The following is a 19,356-nucleotide window of genomic DNA, read 5'->3' as shown; positions in this document are numbered from 1 at the left end:
TTTAAGATGGCTATCGGTTTAGATAATATACCGCCATTGGCAAAAGCCGTATATGCTGCGGTCAGTTCCCATAAATTAGTACCTTGAGTAAGCCCACCCAATGCACTGGATAAAACATAATCTTCAGGTACAATAGTGGTAATTCCCATGGATTTAGCTAACTCCAGTACTTTATCAATACCTATTTGATTGGCAAGTTTTACGGCCGGAACATTGACTGACCAACGTAAAGCCTTGTTTAAGGTAACTGGTCCGCGATATTTTTTGTCATAATTAACAGGTGCATAGCCATTAAAATTGATGGGTTCATCAACAATAATCGAATTAGCAGTTAATCCTTCATTAAGAGCAGCTGCGTATAAAAACGGCTTAAAAGCTGAACCAGGCTGCCGAACTTCACTAAAAACCCGATTTATCTGGCTTTCCTCATAATTTCGCCCACCAACCATGGCTTTAACATACCCAGTCTTGGGATCAAGAGCTAAGACCGCTCCTTGTAATTGCCCCAAGACGGCTTCGGCTGCCTGTTGCTGGTCAATATCTAAGGTGGTATAGACCTTAAGTCCGCCCTTATAAACCCGGTTAGCCCCATAACGACTAACCAGCTCATTGGCAATATAGTCAAGAAAATAAGATGCTTGTACTACCCGCTTTTTCTTACCAGCAAGAACAATTGGTTCTGCCTTAGCCTGTTCCGCTTCCTGTTCACTGATATAACCTTCTTTGACCATACCTGCCAGGACAACTGCTCGACGGTCCATAGCGGCTTTCATATCAATATAAGGTGAATAAATGTTTGGCCCACGGGGCAATCCTGCCAAAAGGGCACTTTCCGCTAAAGAAAGGTCTTTAGCATGTTTACCAAAATACATTTGGGCAGCAGCTTCAATGCCATAAGCTCCTTCGCCAAAATAAACCTGGTTTAAGTATGCCTGCAGAATTTCCTGTTTAGAAAACTTATAATCAATAATTAAAGCCAATAATGCTTCCTTCAGTTTACGCGTTATCGTCCGCTCCTGAGTAAGAAACATATTTTTAGCTAATTGCTGGGTAATGGTGCTGCCACCTTCTACCAAACCTCCGCTGCGAATATTTACTACTATCGCCCGAAAAATACCAATCAGATCAATGCCAAAATGTTTATAAAAGCGAGTATCTTCATTGGCGATAATGGCTTGTTGGACATATGGGGATATGTTGTTAATTGTAACAACAACCCTATTTTCTTCAAACAATTTAGAAATTAATTTCCCATTTATGTCAAATACCTGAGTAGCAGATACCAAATTGAGGTTTTCTAAACTATTAGTTCCTGGCAATCCCCAAAATGCATAACCTATATTGGCACACATAATCAACAGGATTGTACAAGCAACTATTTTTACTAGGTTCGTCGGCATGATTTACACACTCCTCGCAAAAATAGTATCCCCAGCAGGATAGCTTTTACAAGCAGGAATTATCAACCAAGTTATTTTATATACGAAAATTAGAAAACATAACAGCCCAAATGAAAACCCGCCTGTATGCAACCGTGATTGTGCTTATGCATTTGAAAACACCACTGTGGTAAAAATGTGGAATGCAAAAAATGCTTTGGACATGGGTCCAAAGCATTTTTTCTTCGGCTGCACATATTCGAATAAGTTGCAAAACCGTATGAAATCAAACACTATAATTCGGAGCTTCTTTCGTTATACTGATATCATGGGGATGACTTTCTTTTAGACCTGCACCAGTAATCCTGATAAATTGGGTTTTGTTAATAAGTTCTTCAATATTGCGCACACCACAATATCCCATACCGGCACGCAGACCACCAATGAGCTGGAATAAGGTATCAGCAACAGAACCTTTGTATGGAACCCTTCCTTCAATCCCTTCAGGTACCAATTTATCCATATTTTCCTGGAAGTAACGGTCTTTACTACCTTCCGCCATCGCGCCCAAAGATCCCATACCACGATATACCTTATAGCTTCTCCCTTGGTAAATTATGGTTTCCCCTGGACTTTCCTCTGTACCGGCTAGCAGATTACCGATCATTACGACCTGAGCACCAGCAGCAATGGCTTTGGTAATATCACCAGAATATTTGATGCCACCATCAGCGATAATCGGCACATTATACTCACGAGCCACTTTGGCACAGTTGTAAATAGCTGTAATTTGGGGTACACCGATACCAGCAATGACTCGGGTGGTACAAATGGAACCTGGTCCAATACCAACTTTAATCGCATCGGCACCTGCTTCAATCAGGTCACGGGTAGCTTCAGCGGTAGCAACATTTCCGGCAATGAGATCAACATGAGGAAATGCTGCTTTAATTTTCTTTACGGCGTTAATTACACCTAGGGAATGACCATGGGCAGTATCGACAACAATAACATCGACTTTGGCAGCTACAATGGCTTCCACCCGTTCCATCATATCTGAGCCAACCCCAACAGCGGCTGCTACCAATAAGCGGCCTTTAGGATCTTTAGCCGAGTTTGGATATTTTTGCGCCTTTTCAATATCCTTTATCGTAATCAAGCCTTTTAAGTTTCCATCAGCATCAAGCAATGGCAATTTCTCTATTCGGTGTTCACGTAAAATTTCCTTGGCTTCTGCGAGAGACGTTCCAACAGGAGCGGTAATCAGGTGTTCTCTAGTCATACAATCGCCAATTCTACGGTTTAGGTCTGTTTCAAACCGCAAATCGCGATTCGTCAGAATACCCACAAGTTTATTATTATCAGTTACCGGCACACCTGAAATGCGGTATTTTTCCATAAGATCATGGGCATCCTGTAAGGTATTGTTTGGAGATAAAAATATCGGGTCTACAATAATGCCATGCTCAGAACGCTTGACTTTGTCGATTTCATTAGCCTGACGCGCAATTGGCATATTTTTATGTATTACCCCTATGCCACCTTCACGCGCCATGGCAATCGCCATACGGGCTTCGGTGACAGTATCCATACCGGAGCTCATAATAGGAATATTAAGCTTAATATTCTTTGTTAGAGAAGTAGATACATCTACTTCTCTAGGCAGAACATCAGATTTTGCCGGTACAAGCAAGACATCGTCAAAAGTTAAGCCTTCGGGGCCAAATTTGTTGTCAAACATTAACTGACTCCTTTCATGCTACATCCTCTTAATTACGTATTTCTAAATATAATAACATAAATAAACTTACCAAATCTACCACTTTTTATGAATTAAATTAAAAAAATATAAAAACCATGATTTGTCATCATGGCTATAGAAAAAAATAAAGCAAGACTACCGTTCATTCAAATGAAAGCAATGCCTGATAAAAACCTGGCGTTGCTTGGCCAAGACGCACCAGATATCCCGTAACGTCGACCCGGTCCAAATATGAAAGCTAGTCTTTTCCCAGAATAAACGGTGCAAAGCCTAGCTCGCCCCAATAATAATTGTAGTAAATTTGAATGATACCACCAAGTCTTCGGCACAACATTTTTTTCACATGACTAAGCGAGCTAAAAAATAGCCGTGCGTGGGGATGAGCGCTGTTTGTAGCCGCTTGTTGGTAAAACTGTGCCGATTTATCAATAGTCACGTAAATTGACCAAAGATTAATAAGCTCCTGCAGGCTGGCTTTAATAATCACTGTATTATGGACAGCCTGCTGCCAGGCTGCATCGGCTCCTAGCAATTGCGACTCAGTTACATCCGGATACCGAATGATGTCATTTTCTATGGTATTGAGCTCAGATACTAGCTTTAAAAACTCAGCTTGAGAATGTTTGATAAGCTCAAGTACCGCTGAAATACTGTCGGTAGCAGTTTCATGCAGCATAGTTATCTGCCTGTTTAACGAAGTTTCAAGCTCAACTGCAAATTGTATAGGCATCATAGAAAACACCCTCTTTTCAATTTTGAGGCCATTCCGCATGCGAAATGGCCTCAAAATTATTTGTCAGACATTAATACGCCAGCTTTGCCGATATGCTGGGGAGAAGCCTCGCGCACTACAATAGTTACCGCTTCGGGCGGACACTTAGCTGTTTCTACAATGGCCTCAGTTACTTTTTTAACCATCTCTCTTTTTTGTTCCAACGAACGTCCTTCAAGCAAATCGATTTGTACTATTGGCATAGCTATTCCTCCTTGCATAAATTCTTAGAATTATCTTCGTTATCAACCAATATAATTCCTGCAAATGTAGACTGGAAGTAAACATTTTTCCATAGTTTATATATCTCTTTGACATACCAGAGTGTGCAACAACGCCGGAGTAACACTTTGGTTCTATTACTCATACAGTATAGTAAACACACCTTGTTATTTTAGATATTGAAGGAGGTCCATACTTATGAGTATATTTAGAGAACTTCGCAATGAATGCATAATTAAGGAACTACAGCGCGAATTAAACACAGATGTATTATTATTTGGATTTGACGGAATTATTTATTTTGGTAATCTACAAAAAATCGAGGATTGCCGCATAGCCTTTTTAACACCCGCCATCGAAGCCGAATCTAACGCAGAACTTCTTTCCCCTGGTGGAGAAGTTGTAGATGCAAAATTCATTCATGTTGATTTGTGGCAAATTGTTGCAAAGGCTACAGGAGTAAGAACAAGTCCATTTAGCAGTGAATTTTGTCCGGTTTCTAATGTTGCTGATAATCTGTCTCAAAGAACTGAGTCGAATGAGCGGCAAGAAAGCCGTGAGCTGATTTGCATTCTAAGGCGGATGATCGGTGATAATGTAATCATTACAACCCTTGGCGGCTTCATATTTCAAGGGACATTGGGTAATGTTGATGATGATTTGGCGTTTCTATCAGTGGATGAGATATTTGGCCCAGCTACCTCCTCCGGAATATCTGATAATACGGTAAGTACTGTTGTTATTAATCTCGAAGCTATTACATCGGCCTCCAGATCAACCGAATGTTGATGACATTACCTTTCGCTGCAAAGAAAAGATGTCAATCTAGTACTTGCTAAGGTAAAAGACTCGGTGATTTTTTTACCGGGTCTTTTTTACATAGCGCAATATTCGGGGAGGTCGAAGGATGCTGAGGGCTGTAGAATATTTGGGTAAAGTGGGCGTCGGGGTTACTATACCTCAGTTTTTTCGTGCGGAAGACGGTAATGTTTATGTAGTGAAATTCCAAAACCAGCAACCAGGTTCCCGAGTATTAGTAAGTGAATTTTTTGCGGCTAAGCTAGGAAAAATAATGGAATTGTGTTTTCCTCCAAGCGATATTATCGAAATTGAGGAACAATTGCTGATTGCCAATCCATGCCTGTTAGAATTAGGACTACAACCAGGGCGATATTTTGGTTCTCTCTATTTAGAGGAGGCAGAATATATTGGCAAAAATCGGTTGCACAAAGCGGTTAATATTGCGGATATGGCTGGTGTTATCCTGTTTGACCATATGTTTCACAATGCCGACCGTGCAAAAAACCAAAAAAATCTGCTACTTCGGCTCGAGGATGAGCATTACAAAATATACGCAATAGACAATTCACATTTGTTTAGGTCAAGCCGTTGGAGTATTGAAACACTTCATACACTTGCCCCCATAATAAAAACTTATTATTACCAACATTATCGGGATTTGCTTAAAAACTTTCTCAATGCCCAAGACTTTATCCCATACATTGACATCGTAAAAAAAATAAGTGATGAGCAAATAGATAGTATTGTGAATGAAATCCCCATAGAGTGGCTACCAACAAAAGCAGATCGTCTGGCGTTAGCAGAATATAGTAAACTCCGAAAAAACATGGTTGAGGAGATATGGATTAAACTCTGCCGTTTTATACCACGAAGCCGCGGTGGACGACGCTGGCTATTTGCCAACTAGTTGTATTTATGCTTGGCTTTTCTTTTTCTTTTTTTGCCACCATACGATACTATAAACAAGTATTACCAATAAAGTTATAAATATGAGTCGGCCCCAATTTTCTCCGGCAAAAACAATATCATGCCCCATAATTACTTTTATAACTACAGGGGGTAATTTGCCGAAAACAGTTGCTAAAAAAAAGTCTTTAAATGAAATCTTGCTAATCGCCGCTACCGCAGTAATAATACCTGACGGTGCCAGTGGCAATAGTCTGGCAATTAATAACGCCTTAAAGCCATTAGTAGCACTGTAGTTATCAACTTGTTCTAAATACCGACTTTTGGCTATCCAGCTTTCCATTGCCTGACGAAAAAAGTATCTGGCAAAAACAAACATTACGATAGCTCCAACTATTTCTCCCGCCCAGGAGATAATGACTCCCCAAAATAGTCCATATACAATACCAGCGGCACCGGATAAAATCATAAATGGAAAAACAACGGTAAAAGTCATTACCACAAATAAAATAATTGTGACGAGAATCGAGGCTGCTCCAAAAGATCTAAGATATTCAGCCAAAGCAGCAATATCGCCTTTTTCGATAATCGCATATGCATTATGAAAAAATTCTGGCTGCCACATATAGGTCAATCCACAAATTACAATAATAGCCAGCCAGCCAAGTAGTTTGTTCATGAAAATATACCTTCCTAGTTCCTCAAAAACAGCGCTGTATTCCAGCGCTGTTCAGGATTATTTCCATTGCGTAATTTCCTGTGTAAAAATATCGCAGGAAGCGTCTAACCAGTGGACGCAGTCAGAGCAACGCCTGACATAGTTGTCTTCTGATACATTCAGAAGCGAATAACCATAACCCATAGCGTTAATAATATGTTCAAATTTCTGACATTCTCTGGCAATGCCTTGTAATTGTTCTTCTGTATACTTTTTTTTCATGCCGCCACTCCTTGCAGTTATTTGCTAGTAGTGTGTGCGCAACAGTGAAAAAAAACAAGAAAATATTTTAGAAAAATTGATCCAAGTATGTATAAACCTGGTCTAGAATGTCAATATTAGTAATGTAAATTTTCTCCTCTCCCATAATTGGTGGCCTTTGTGCCGCCGCTTTTTTTTTTTACATAAACACACTGTAATGATCACAAAGCAAAAGCGCTTTGTACCTTGTGCTATAACCAAGGCTCAGCACAAATCAGATTTTTACCGGCAAAAAATCATACTAAATTTCTCACCGTACCAGTTTTGTAATGCTTGCCATACTCTTTCTAAATACTTTGGCGTACATACTGTCTGCTGGGCTGCCCGACGAGCCTCAAGCAAAATGTCTGTATCTCTGACAATATCGGCAATTTTAAAATCAGGCATACCATGCTGATGGGTACCAAAAAACTGGCCAGGCCCTCTTAAAAGCAAATCTTTCTCAGCAAGAATAAACCCATCATTTACCTCAGTCATAATTTTTAGCCGTTCAACAGTTTCTTCATTAGTACTGTCAGATAGCAGAATACAATAAGATTTATGCTGCCCTCGGCCAACCCGGCCACGCAACTGATGCAACTGTGCTAACCCAAAGCGTTCAGCACCCTCAATAATCATGACTGTGGCATTGGGTACATTAACCCCCACTTCAATAACAGTGGTAGTAATCAGGGCTTTGATCTCGCCTTTGGCAAAAGCCGACATAACGGCCTCTTTTTCCTGGGCTTTCATTTTTCCATACAGTAAACCGCAAGGAATCTTATTTAAGAACGTGGTTGACAGTTCTTCATAAAGGGCTACCGCTGATTGGGCTTCAATCTTTTCTGATTCTTCAACCAATGGACAGACAATATATACTTGCCTACCAGCTTTGATTTGGTCCACGGCAAAGGCGTAGACTTTACTGCGACGATCATTGCCTCGCAAAAAGGTGGCAATAGGTATACGTCCTGGCGGCAATTCACGTATTATGGAAACATCCAGGTCCCCATAGACGGTAAGCGCCATAGTTCTGGGGATTGGCGTGGCTGTCATGATAAGCACATCCGGATGTTTTCCCTTAGCTTCCAGGCAAGCCCGCTGACGCACACCAAACCTGTGCTGTTCATCGGTAACCACCAGGCCCAGATGCTTAAACTCGACATCATCCTGAATAAGTGCATGAGTGCCAACAACGATATCAATGATACCCTCTTTTATGTGTTGTAATACTTCATCTCTTGCTCTACGGGTAAGTTTACCTGTGAGCACTGCTAACCGAATACCTTGTGGTGCGAGCAGCTTGGCCAATGTATGATAATGCTGCTCTGCCAGGATTTCGGTAGGAGCCATCATGGCTCCCTGATAACCATTTTCTACTGTTTTGGCAAGTGCTATGGCCGCAATAACGGTTTTTCCTGAGCCAACATCGCCTTGAACCATGCGCTGCATAGGAGTAACATCTTCCATATCGGCCTTAATTTCACGCAATGCTTTGATGTGATCATTTGTTAAGGTAAAAGGAAGATTATTATAGACTTTAGCCACTAATTCGCCGTCAGGTGAATGTTTTATGCCCATGAAGTTTTGTTTGGTTTTTTGTTTTAAGTAGGCTAAGCCGCACTGCAATAAATACAGTTCTTCAAATACCAGCCGCCGACGGGCGGCGGCTAACGTATCCATATCGGTTGGAAAATGAATATTGATTATGGCTTGGCGCCGATTCATTAAATGGTAGCTCGCAATAATATCATTAGGCAAGGTTTCAGCGTCATCGGCATCAGATGATTCTGCGAAGAGGTGTAAAGCCTGCTGAACAAGTGACCTTAAAAGCCACTGCGGGATTTCTTCGGTAGCCGGATATACAGGTACAATCTGACCACTACCCTGGTTACAATCAGCAACAACCTCAACATCAGGTTTATTGATTTCAATGACGCCGTTACGACGCTGCACCTTGCCATAAATAATCAGCTCCATACCAGGCTGATACTTATTTTTAATATAAGATTGGTTAAACCAGATTAATTGAGCTAACCCAGTACTGTCTCTGACAGCAATCTTAACAATTTTATATCCACGGTGCGATGTAATCTCACTACTATGTATTACTGTTGCCCGAAAAGCCTCATGAAACCCATCAGTCAATTCAGCAATAAGTTTAAGCTTGCTGCGATCCTCGTAGCGGCGCGGATAATGCTCAAGTAACTGACCGACTGTAAAAATGCCAAGTTTAGCCAGCTTCTTGGCGTTGGCCGGACCAACGCCTTTGAGAAATTGTATTTTGGCAGATAATACATTTTGCAATAAAAATCACCTTGCGATTGGTTTACTCATGTAAAAGAGCGTTTAATTCTGCTAACAAAACTTCTACATCAACATCATGCATCTTGGCAGCGTTTTCAATACTTTCAGTAAGTGAGCCCATGCACCCGATACAGCCCATACCATATTTAGCAAAAATCTTACGAGCCTCTTGATGTGAGCGAAGTGCCTCAATTACGGGAGTACTTTTATTAAGCATACTTAAGCCCCCTATTTACTTATTTTTATTTCAATATAATACGCCCAAATCCTCCTAAAGGGCACTAAATACCCTATGTTTATGAAAAAACTTAGTAAAAGTATGATTTGGCCTTGCATATCCTCTGCAAATTGTGCTAAAATGGTCACGTTGAGTATATGAGGATGTTTCTTACAGGAGGTGGAAATAGATGGCAAATCTTTGTGAAATTTGCGGTAAAGGTGAGCGTTCCGGCTTCAATGTCAGCCATTCCAACCTTAAAACCAAACGCACCTGGAAACCTAACATACAAAGAGTAAAAGCTTTAGTACAAGGTGAAGTAAAACGAGTGAATGTATGCACCCGTTGTCTTCGTTCCGGTAAAATTCAACGTGCAGTCTAATACTTATAGATGGCAACGAAAGGACTTGATTATCAAGTCCCTTTTATTTTACCTCCTTTAAAAAGTATATTATGAAGCAAATGACTTATACCGAACAATAACCACAGGCATTATAAGAGGCTGTCTCAATTTGTTTATTGGGACAGCCTCTTTATTAACCCTATTTACCTTCAATACCTGCCAATATTTCTGCCAACTCTATTTCTGAAAACTGATACTTCTCATTGCAAAAATGACAGCAAACTTCAGCTTGTCCTTCGGTAAGCAGTTCTTTGATTTCATCCGCACCTAAGCTGACTAACATATTTTCTACTCTTTCCCGTGAGCATTGGCAGTTAAAGTATAGGTCCATCGCATCATAAACTGTCATTGGTAAACCGGCAAATACGGTTTCCAGAATACCTTTTGCATCTTGACCATTATATACCATTTGTGAAACTGGTAATATCTGACGTAAATTATCTTCAAGTTTATTGATGACTGCTTCTTCCGCTCCGGGTAAAGCTTGAATAAAAAATCCGCCCGCCGCAGCTACCGTGGTGTCAGGGGCTACCATTACGCCTAACGCGACACTTGATGGTGTTTGTTCAGAAACAGTAAGATATTGCGTAATATCTTCGGCAATTTCGCCTGATACCAACTCAGCGCTACCGGTAAACGGCTGTTTTAATCCAACAAAGCGCGTAACATATATATGGCCGTTTCCTACAGCCTCACCGACAGCTAATTTGCCATTATTCAACGGCAAATCGACATAAGGGTTTCTGACATAGCCGCGTACGGATCCATCGGGATAGGCATCGACTACAATCTCTTGTAGCGGACCATCGCCTGAAATTCTAACAGTCAAACTTTCTGCTGTCTTAAGATTGGCAGCCATTAACAGCGCACCAGTCATAGTACGTCCCAAAGCCGCTGTAGCTACTGGAAAACAATCATGACGTCGGCGAGCTTCCTCTACTAGGTTGGTAGTTATCGCGGCAAAACCGCGGATTCCAGGCGCTGTTGCCCGGATAAGATGGTCATGCATAAATAACCTCCACTTAGGCCAATGGCTCTGATATAATAGCTTGGCCTGTTGCTATATCTAGTATTTCTACTTTGTTGTCATTTATCCAGGCAACGGTGCTGCATCCGTCAGGGCGCTTGGTCATCCCTGGCGAGCCTGGATTTAGGTAAATAATACCTTCGCGTTTTTCTATTGCAGCAATATGTGTATGTCCAGTAATTAAAATATCAGCTTTCAAACGTTTGGCCATCGCTTGTTTGGTTTCTTCGGTCAGATTATGACCATGCGTTGCAACGATTCTTAAACCGTCAATTATAAGATAGGTATAAGGTGATTGAATAGGCAGATTGAGCACCATGCCGTCAACCTCGGCATCACAGTTACCGCAGACTGTTACGATAGGTACCGGACAATTGTTTAGTACCTCTGCCAATTGCTTTGGATTATATTCGGCAGGAATACTATTACGTGGTCCGTGATATAGCACATCACCGGCATGAATGATTAGATCAGCATCAAAAAAGTACTGGTTAAATACTTTTTGCCAGGTTTCCAAACACCCGTGTGTATCGCTAATGATTCCTATTTTCATAACAACCTCCGAACTACAGTTCCTTAATCAGATTCGCCATTTCAATAGCAGAAACAGCAGCATCAAACCCTTTATTACCAGCCTTAGTTCCGGCACGTTCGATAGCTTGCTCAATAGTATCTGTGGTTAACACGCCAAAGATAGTAGGAACACCGCTGGCTAAGCCCACCTGCGCTATCCCTTTCGATACTTCGGCACAAACAACGTCATAATGGCTGGTGCTACCTCTTATTACTGTACCTAAACAAATGATAGCATCATATTTTTTGCTCATAGCCATTTTCTGGGCAATAAGCGGAATTTCAAAAGCACCCGGCACCCAGGCAACCTCAATATTTTCCATGGATGCGCCATGACGTTTTAATGCATCTAAAGCACCTTCCAGCAGTTTAGTATTAATAAATTCATTAAATCTTGCTGTAACAATCCCAAATTTTAACCCTTCAGCGACTAAATGACCTTCCAAAGTTTTGATTGTGTTCATTATTATTGTGCCTCCTCATATTGTTTTAATATATGGCCAAGTTTAGATTTTTTAGCAGATAAATACCTGTTATTAAACTTGTTGGCAGGCATCTCTAATGGTATACGTTCTGTAATCGTCAAACCATAACCTTCAAGGCCGACACGTTTACGGGGATTATTAGTAAGTAATCGAATGCTGGTTAAGCCTAAGTCGGCTAAAATTTGGGCACCAATACCATAATCTCTAAGATCAGGAGGAAAACCCAGCAATTCGTTAGCTTCAACAGTATCTTTGCCTTTGTCCTGAAGGGCATAGGCTCTAATTTTATTAGCCAAGCCAATGCCTCTCCCTTCCTGACGCATGTAGAGCAAAACGCCAGAGCCTTCTTTTTCAATGCGTTTGAGGGCATGTGCCAGTTGCTCCCCGCAATCGCAACGTAATGATCCTAACACATCACCTGTTAGGCATTCAGAATGAACCCGAACCAAGACGTTCGGCTGATTGGTTACATTTCCTTTTACTAATGCAACATGGCATTGATTATCCAGCTGACTTTCGTAAGCAATCAGTTTGAATTCACCATATTTCGTTGGCAGATTTGTTTCTGCAACCCTAGTAATAAAACGTTCATGTTTTTTGCGATATTTAATGAGATCGGCAATGGTAATAATTTTAAGATTATGTTTTTTTACAAATTCCATCAATTCAGGTACTCGTGCCATAGTACCGTCTTCATTCATAATTTCGCAGATAACACCTGCGGGATACAGTCCGGCAAGTTTGGCTAAATCAACAGCTGCCTCGGTATGACCGGCCCGTCTCAATACACCGCCTTCACAATACCGCAACGGAAAAATATGTCCAGGACGTCTAAGATCACTGGCTACGGTTTTGGGATCCAGCACAGCTCGCACAGTCATCGCCCGTTCATAAGCAGATATACCGGTAGTTGTCTCTTTAGCATCGATGGATACGGTAAAAGCAGTGCAATGATTATCGGTATTTTCGACAACCATTGGGCCTATATCTAGCTCATCCAGCCTGCTGCCAATAATTGGCATGCAGATTAAGCCACGACCATAGGTAGCCATAAAATTAATGGCTTCTGGCGTTACCTTTTCGGCTGCCATAAGGAGATCTCCTTCATTCTCCCGATCTTCGTCATCAACCACCACAACCATTTTCCCTGCCTTGTAATCTTCAATAGCTTCTTCAATGGTGTTGAATTTCATAATAAAGGCCCCCATTTCCTCTGTTTATATAAAAATAAGACTTAGCGTGCAAATCCGTGTTGTTGCAAAAATTCCAGCGTGATTTGTTCGGCCGGTTTTGTATCCTGCCTAAAACCAAGCAGCTTTTCAACATATTTGCCAATAATATCTGCTTCTAGATTGACCAGTTCTCCTGTTGCTTTCAGACCCACTGTAGTATTAGCAGCAGTATGCGGAATAAGCGATACAGTAAACCAGTCAGAGCCGAAATCAACAACGGTCAGACTTGTACCATCAATAGCAATCGATCCTTTTTGAATAATATAACGCATAACTTCCGGCCCGGCACCAATCTTGACAACGACGGCATTATCATTTTGTTCTTTCGCTAAAATTGTTCCTACTCCATCAATATGACCACTGACAATATGACCACCCAGTCGGTCTCCCACACGAAGTGTACGTTCCAGATTAACAATATCACCAGGCTTAAGACGAGAAAGTGCTGTACGGTCAACCGTTTCCGGCATAACATCAGCGGTAAACCACTCACGACTATAATCAACCACTGTCAGGCAAGTGCCATTTACTGCAATGCTGTCACCTAGCTTGACATCTTCCAGGACTTTATGTCCAGCAACAGTCAAGCGGACTGCTTTGGCACCTCTGGTAATATGTTTAACTTTCCCCAATTCTTCCACAAGTCCGGTAAACATCTCGTCCCTCCCGTCCAGTTATATAGCCGGTAATTAATAAATCAGCACCAATGAGCTGAGTCGTTATATCTTCCAGCATAATACTCTGATCTACAGTATCTACGCCTATACCCCCCACTGGTGTTGGCGCAGTTTTACCTCCCAGTATTTTAGGAGCAATAAAGCAGTGGACTTTGTCAATAAGATTAGCAGCCAACAGCGCCGCATTAATGGTTGCGCCACCTTCTACCAAGACACTGGTAATGCGGCGTTCTGCTAGAACCTGAAACAACTGACGCAAATTAACACCTGTCGCTGTATGTTCAAGTACAAGCACCTCTACTCCCTGGCGGCGCAAAGCCTCTACACGATCCAAGGGTGCTTCGGTGGTTACGGCAATCATTGTTGGTGCTTGTCCATCTGTCACCACATTAGCGGTTAACGGTGTACGAGCCTTGCTATCTACAATTATCCTTACCGGATTTTTTCCACTTCCCTGCAAACGTGTAGTTAGCTTAGGATTGTCTGCCAATACTGTGCCAATACCTACCAGTATTCCATCATAGATATCTCTGAGTTTATGAACATATTCTCTAGCTTCTGCCCCAGTTATCCATTTGGAATGACCCGTGTGAGCGGCAATTTTGCCATCAAGCGACATGGCGGTTTTCAAAACAGCAAAAGGCATTGCGGTAGTTATCCATTTTATAAATACTTCATTAAGCTTAGCAGCCTCTGAAGCAAGTACGCCTTCAACCACTTCTATGCCGGCTGCTCTGAGACGCTCTAATCCTTTGCCAGCCACTAACGGATTCGGGTCAGTCATGGCGACAACTACTTTCTTAATCCCAGCCTGAATGAGTGCATCAGCACATGGCCCAGTGCGGCCATAGTGTGAGCAAGGTTCTAAGGTTACATATATTGTTGCATCTTTGGCTAAGTCGCCAGCTTGGGCCAAAGCATGGATTTCCGCATGAGGAGTTCCCGCCTGACGATGCCAGCCTTGACCAACAATCCGATCATCTTTTACAATCACAGCGCCAACCAGCGGGTTAGGGCTAGTTCTGCCTGCCGCATACTTTGCGATAGTTAATGCTTGGCGCATGTAGTATTGATCCATAAAAGCCAAGTCCTCCAATACCTAAAATGAGAAATAAAAAAACTGTTGATAGACTTTGGGGCTATCAACAGTTTTTTCGGCAAAAATGCAAAAATACCATTATGGTAGAATTTACGCCTTTTACCATCCAGACTATACTGTCGGCTTCGGAATTTCACCGAATCAACCGTTTAACGGCTCGCGGGCTGTACCGCCGGTCAGGAATTAAAAGATTACTCTTTTTCACCTTGCCCCAAAGGCCTAATTATGTAATTTAACTCATAATTACATTATCTACTATATATGTTACCATTAAACGACAATTTAATCAAGTCCCACGGATGGCATTTATTGCTTGCTGAATATCGGGTGCGCCATAAACAGCAGAACCTGCAACTAAAATATTGGCACCTGCAGCAATGACCTGTCGGGCGGTATCAGCATTAATTCCGCCATCCACTTCAATGTCAACGCTAAGATTTCGTTCCACCAGCATCCTTTTTAACCTCGTAATTTTGTCAACTGCACCTGGAATAAACTTTTGCCCGCCAAAACCGGGGTTAACACTCATAATAAGAATCATGTCAACATATGCAAGTACTTCTTCCACCGCAGCCAATGGCGTAGACGGATTAAGTGATACGCCTGCCCTTATTCCATATTCTTTTATGGTTTGCAGCAGCCGATGTAAATGAGGTGCTGTCTCGACATGAACAGTAATAATATCAGCCCCTGCTTTTGCAAATGCTTCAATCAAATCTTGCGGGTTATTAACCATTAAATGGACATCAAACGGTAGCTTAGTTACCTTTCGGATAGCAGCAACAACAGGTGGGCCAAAAGTCAAATTAGGAACAAAATGTCCATCCATAACGTCAATATGTACCCAATCGGCACCGGCTTGTTCAATTTTAATTATTTCATCTGCCAATCGGGAAAAATCCGCCGATAATATGGATGGAGCAATTTTGATTGTCTGTGTCATTAATACCCCTTCTTGTTTTCTTTAATTTCAGTCAGTATCTCAAGATAGGACTGATATCTGTCAGCATGAATACGTCCATCAGCTACCGCCTGTTTTACAGCACACTGTGGCTCTTTGTAATGTAGACAAGTGTTAAATTTACATTTTGGCGCGACTTTTGCCATTTCCGGAAAGTAATTCATGAGATGGGTTAACTCAATGTCAGTAAACTCAGTAAAACTAAATCCCGGAGTATCTACAACAAAACCTCCGCCAGCCAAGGGTAAAAGTTCAGCAAACCGAGTAGTATGTTTGCCACGGCCAATTTTGTGACTAACTTCACCAGTAGTTAGTTCAAGCCCTGGCTGAACCGCGTTAAGGATTGTTGATTTGCCGGCGCCTGATGGCCCCGCAAAGACGGTAATTTTGTTATAAAGAAGCGAGCGCAGTTCCTCAATACCTGTCCCCATCTTAGCAGATACCTTAAGTACCTTATAACCTATTTGCTGATAACGTTCGGCAAGTAGTGACACAGAATCAATATCTGCTAAATCAATTTTATTGATGCAGATAATAATTTCTAGTTCCGAAAATTCAGCAAGCACTAAAAATCTGTCGACTAATGTTGGATTAATATCAGGATTAACGGCAGCAAATGTCAACACGACTTGGTCAATATTGGCAACCTTAGGGCGTTTTAACAAACTGCGCCGAGGTAATATTTCCTCAATAACTCCCCTGTCGGGGCCGGCCATAGTATAGGACACTTCATCACCTACAGTAAGCGAAAAGCGTTCCTTCTTAAACCGGCCACGTAAACTGCAACTAACAACCTTGTTACCTGACTGTACATAGTAGTAACTGTTGTAGGCTTTTACTACAATACCGTTGAGCACACGAGTCCTCCTAACGTGTTAAAAAACCATGTTACCTGAATACATGAGAATTGTTACATAATTCCTCGATGATCCACTTTCTACAAGGTCTGTTCTTGTAACAGTTTCTCATTAATATATACCTGAACACGTACCTGCCCGATGCCCTCGATTGTTTTCTCCACTTTAGAACCAGGTTTATGGGTACCTTCATAGACCACCCGGCGACCGTTGGTGTCGGTAACAACGATTTGCAGCGGTTGGCGTGCCGGACCATCAGGTACTGTTACTTGGACAACGGCTCGTTTAACAGCCCCGGGTACTCCTTTGGCAACAGAAAAATCAACAGTTGTTCCTTCATTAACTTCAGTAGCCGGGGGAGGATTTTGGCTGATGATCGTTCCTGGCGGATATTTATCATTGGCGATCTCGGTTACCTGTCCCTGTTTAAGTTTTAAACTTTCAAGCTGAGTAGCCACCGTATCCAACAATGAACCTTGGAAATCAGGCAGCACGACTTTTTTCGGTTCAGCACCTTTACTTATCACAAGATCAATGGCTGTGCCTTTCGTTATTTGAGCCGGCGGCCGAGGATTCTGATTAATAACTAAATCCTGTGCAACATCTGAAGAAAACTGCTCATCAATACGGCCTAATTTCAGGCCATAATTTTTAATCTGCAATTCTGCATCACGGCGCTTAAGACCACGCAAGTCAGGGACGCTAATAACTTCGCCCCCTTTGCTAACCGTGATGGTTATCAACCGCTGTTCTTTTACCGTTGTGCCTGCTTCCGGCTGTTGGGAAATTACATAACCTTCCGGCACCTTGTCGCTAAAAGCTTCCACTACCGAAACTCGGAGATTATGGCTGGTGAGAATATCTTTCGCAACTTCTACCTGTTTTCCAACAACATTAGGAACTATCATTTCACTTAAACTCCAGAATTTCCCAAATCCTAAAAAGGCTGCAAGGGCTGAGCCTACCAATATAAGTAGTAGTACTGTCCCTAGCCAGACCTTAGATCGCTTTTTCTCTTTTCTCTTGGGAGAGTGAATATCTCCCTGAGCCGTTACTCGCGGCTCCTCCTGTTCTGACGTTGTTGTAATTTGCGGCAGTATCTGGGTAGGAAAATCATTACGAGATAATCTGCGAGTACGATCATCGCTCAAATAGTTCTGCGCCATCTTCAAATCGGCAATCATTTCTCCAATATCATTAAACCTAGCTGCCGGCTCTTTGTGGATGGCCTTCATAACAACAGCTTCGATCAGCGGAGGTATTTCACGATTCAGCTCACTAGGTGCTTTAGGTTCTTCTTGTAAATGTTTTAGGGCAATACTAATGGGTGATTCACCTGTAAACGGAACTTGGCCTGTCAGCATTTCATAAAGCACGATGCCAAGCGAGTAGATATCTGATTTTGCACCAACAGCAGCACCTTTGGCTTGCTCTGGCGAAAAATAATGCACTGAACCAATAATAGTTCCTGAGTTAGTCATTGTGGAGGAAGTAACTGCTCTGGCTATGCCAAAGTCAGTCACTTTTATTCTCCCAGTCCGAGTGACTAAAATATTATGCGGTTTGATATCACAATGAATCAAATTATTCTGGTGGGCGTGTTCAAGCGCCTCCGCTATTTCAATGGCAATACGCACAGCCACTTCTACAGGCAACGGCGCTTCGCGCTCAATTTTATCTTTCAGCGTTTCACCAGATATGTACTCCATAATAATGTAATAGGTTTGCTCATCAAGACCAACATCGTAAATATTCACGATATTAGGGTGAGAAAGCCGGGCTGCAGCCTGCGCTTCCCGACGAAAACGGCTGACAAATTCTTCGTCATCAGTAAACTGGGAACGCAGCACTTTAACAGCTACCGAACGGTCCAGCAGTTTGTCATGAGCACGATATACGTCGGCCATGCCACCGCCGCCGATTCGTTCTAATATTATATAACGATCATCCAGTGTGCGATTGAGCATCAGTTCCCTCCCCCCTAACGTAACGCCTGTAGAAAAATTTGCCTGGCTGCCGGTGCGGCGAAGGCACCTCCTGAACCGGCATTTTCAATAATAACAGCTACTGCGATTTGCGGATTATCGGCTGGAGCAAATCCAATAAACCAGGCATGGGGTGCGCCGTGAGGATTTTCGGCTGTACCTGTCTTACCTGCAACCTTAATACCGCGTAGTGCAGTTGCACTGCCTGTCCCTTGATTTACTACAGTGACCATCATATCAGCAACCTGACTAGCAATTTTTTCATCCACTGGTGACAGCCATTTTTCCGGTATAGTTTCTTTGAGAACCGTGCCGTCAGGCGCCGTGATTCTTTGCACTAGATATGGTTTCATTATAGTTCCCTTGTTCGCAAAGCTCGATACTACCATCGCCATGCTCAGTGGTGTAACTAAAAGACTTCCTTGGCCAATACCAATTTGGGCTAAATCGCCATCACTCAACCTAGAAAAATCAGGTAGTCTACCGGGACTTGCCAAAATATCGCCGTCAAGCTGCTGGTTTAACCCAAAACGTTCGTAGTGTTTAGCCATTTTATCGCGCCCTAAGTCGAGTGCTAATTGACCAAACGTAACATTACAGGATAAAGCCAACGCTTGTTCCACATTCACCTTACCATGAGCCTGGTGATTGGCTTCCGGTAAAATATAATCAGAGCCGATGGTAAGTGACCCGGTACATGTAAACTTCCGATCGGCATTTACTACCTGTTCGG

Annotated in this window: 21 protein-coding genes and 1 riboswitch; of the genes, 3 read left to right on the top strand and 18 right to left on the bottom strand. The window is 42.2% G+C overall.

Annotated features, from left to right (window positions below; translation table 11 throughout):
• From AC29Z1_RS03235 to thmT, 4 genes are all read right to left on the bottom strand, one after another.
• On the bottom strand, positions 1-1,400 hold a 1,400-nt coding region (locus tag AC29Z1_RS03235; protein WP_488270020.1), incomplete at its 3' end, for a transglycosylase domain-containing protein.
• 265 nt (positions 1,401-1,665) lie between these two features.
• The gene (gene guaB / locus AC29Z1_RS03230; protein WP_488270019.1) at positions 1,666-3,120 is read right to left on the bottom strand and encodes an IMP dehydrogenase; all 1,455 of its coding nucleotides are present in this window, start codon (positions 3,118-3,120) and stop codon (positions 1,666-1,668) included.
• Positions 3,121-3,379: 259 nt separating this feature from the next.
• Complete coding sequence (locus AC29Z1_RS03225; protein WP_488270018.1) at positions 3,380-3,874, bottom strand: hypothetical protein; 495 nt, start codon at positions 3,872-3,874, stop codon at positions 3,380-3,382.
• 56 nt (positions 3,875-3,930) lie between these two features.
• Entirely contained in the window at positions 3,931-4,116 is a 186-nt protein-coding gene (gene thmT / locus AC29Z1_RS03220; protein ID WP_488270017.1) for a 2-hydroxymuconate tautomerase, read from the bottom strand.
• A gap of 217 nt (positions 4,117-4,333) precedes the next feature.
• Between thmT and AC29Z1_RS03215 the strand changes: the two genes are divergently transcribed.
• Entirely contained in the window at positions 4,334-4,924 is a 591-nt protein-coding gene (locus AC29Z1_RS03215; RefSeq protein ID WP_488270016.1) for a hypothetical protein, read from the top strand.
• 118 nt (positions 4,925-5,042) lie between these two features.
• On the top strand, positions 5,043-5,843 hold the full coding sequence (locus tag AC29Z1_RS03210) for a HipA family kinase (protein ID WP_488270015.1): 801 nt from the start codon (positions 5,043-5,045) through the stop codon (positions 5,841-5,843).
• A gap of 6 nt (positions 5,844-5,849) precedes the next feature.
• Here AC29Z1_RS03210 and AC29Z1_RS03205 read toward each other — a convergent pair whose 3' ends face one another.
• The 4 genes from AC29Z1_RS03205 to AC29Z1_RS03190 all read right to left on the bottom strand — a co-directional run bounded on the left by AC29Z1_RS03205 (position 5,850) and on the right by AC29Z1_RS03190 (position 9,324).
• Positions 5,850-6,521 (bottom strand): TVP38/TMEM64 family protein, encoded by a 672-nt coding sequence (locus AC29Z1_RS03205; protein ID WP_488270014.1) that lies wholly within the window; start codon positions 6,519-6,521, stop codon positions 5,850-5,852.
• Between the two features lie 57 nt (positions 6,522-6,578).
• Entirely contained in the window at positions 6,579-6,782 is a 204-nt protein-coding gene (locus AC29Z1_RS03200) for a hypothetical protein (protein WP_488270013.1), read from the bottom strand.
• Positions 6,783-7,043: 261 nt separating this feature from the next.
• Entirely contained in the window at positions 7,044-9,107 is a 2,064-nt protein-coding gene (gene recG, locus AC29Z1_RS03195; protein WP_488270012.1) for an ATP-dependent DNA helicase RecG, read from the bottom strand.
• A gap of 22 nt (positions 9,108-9,129) precedes the next feature.
• Positions 9,130-9,324 (bottom strand): DUF1858 domain-containing protein, encoded by a 195-nt coding sequence (locus AC29Z1_RS03190; protein ID WP_488270011.1) that lies wholly within the window; start codon positions 9,322-9,324, stop codon positions 9,130-9,132.
• 190 nt (positions 9,325-9,514) lie between these two features.
• Between AC29Z1_RS03190 and rpmB the strand changes: the two genes are divergently transcribed.
• The gene (gene rpmB / locus AC29Z1_RS03185; RefSeq protein WP_488270010.1) at positions 9,515-9,706 is read left to right on the top strand and encodes a 50S ribosomal protein L28; all 192 of its coding nucleotides are present in this window, start codon (positions 9,515-9,517) and stop codon (positions 9,704-9,706) included.
• A 160-nt stretch (positions 9,707-9,866) separates the two neighbouring features.
• Here rpmB and hslO read toward each other — a convergent pair whose 3' ends face one another.
• The 10 genes from hslO to AC29Z1_RS03135 form a co-directional block, all read right to left on the bottom strand.
• Positions 9,867-10,736: an Hsp33 family molecular chaperone HslO gene (gene hslO, locus AC29Z1_RS03180; RefSeq protein WP_488270009.1), complete on the bottom strand. Its 870-nt coding sequence runs from the start codon at positions 10,734-10,736 to the stop codon at positions 9,867-9,869.
• A 13-nt stretch (positions 10,737-10,749) separates the two neighbouring features.
• Complete coding sequence (yfcE, locus tag AC29Z1_RS03175) at positions 10,750-11,307, bottom strand: phosphodiesterase (protein ID WP_488270008.1); 558 nt, start codon at positions 11,305-11,307, stop codon at positions 10,750-10,752.
• A gap of 13 nt (positions 11,308-11,320) precedes the next feature.
• Positions 11,321-11,791: a 6,7-dimethyl-8-ribityllumazine synthase gene (gene ribH, locus AC29Z1_RS03170; RefSeq protein WP_488270007.1), complete on the bottom strand. Its 471-nt coding sequence runs from the start codon at positions 11,789-11,791 to the stop codon at positions 11,321-11,323.
• Between the two features lie 2 nt (positions 11,792-11,793).
• Positions 11,794-13,005 carry a bifunctional 3,4-dihydroxy-2-butanone-4-phosphate synthase/GTP cyclohydrolase II gene (locus AC29Z1_RS03165; RefSeq protein WP_488270006.1) on the bottom strand — a complete coding sequence of 404 codons (1,212 nt, stop codon included), beginning with the start codon at positions 13,003-13,005 and terminating at the stop codon, positions 11,794-11,796.
• A 41-nt stretch (positions 13,006-13,046) separates the two neighbouring features.
• Complete coding sequence (locus AC29Z1_RS03160) at positions 13,047-13,700, bottom strand: riboflavin synthase (protein ID WP_488270005.1); 654 nt, start codon at positions 13,698-13,700, stop codon at positions 13,047-13,049.
• The gene (gene ribD / locus AC29Z1_RS03155) at positions 13,663-14,799 is read right to left on the bottom strand and encodes a bifunctional diaminohydroxyphosphoribosylaminopyrimidine deaminase/5-amino-6-(5-phosphoribosylamino)uracil reductase RibD (protein ID WP_488270004.1); all 1,137 of its coding nucleotides are present in this window, start codon (positions 14,797-14,799) and stop codon (positions 13,663-13,665) included. The genes AC29Z1_RS03160 and ribD overlap by 38 nt, the downstream gene beginning before the upstream one ends.
• A gap of 111 nt (positions 14,800-14,910) precedes the next feature.
• Positions 14,911-15,043: riboswitch (FMN riboswitch) on the bottom strand.
• Positions 15,044-15,106: 63 nt separating this feature from the next.
• On the bottom strand, positions 15,107-15,763 hold the full coding sequence (rpe, locus tag AC29Z1_RS03150) for a ribulose-phosphate 3-epimerase (protein WP_488270003.1): 657 nt from the start codon (positions 15,761-15,763) through the stop codon (positions 15,107-15,109).
• A complete protein-coding gene (gene rsgA, locus AC29Z1_RS03145; RefSeq protein ID WP_488270002.1) occupies positions 15,763-16,638 on the bottom strand; it encodes a ribosome small subunit-dependent GTPase A in 876 nt (291 codons plus the stop codon). The genes rpe and rsgA overlap by 1 nt, the downstream gene beginning before the upstream one ends.
• A gap of 80 nt (positions 16,639-16,718) precedes the next feature.
• Positions 16,719-18,605, bottom strand: coding sequence for a Stk1 family PASTA domain-containing Ser/Thr kinase (gene pknB / locus AC29Z1_RS03140; protein WP_488270001.1), 1,887 nt, complete (start codon positions 18,603-18,605; stop codon positions 16,719-16,721).
• A 14-nt stretch (positions 18,606-18,619) separates the two neighbouring features.
• Positions 18,620-19,356, bottom strand: a 737-nt coding sequence (locus tag AC29Z1_RS03135; RefSeq protein ID WP_488270000.1) for a penicillin-binding transpeptidase domain-containing protein, incomplete at its 5' end; no start/stop codon positions are given.

Source organism: Sporomusa sp., assembly GCF_057736855.1.
This window is presented reverse-complemented; position numbering and strand designations above follow the sequence as displayed.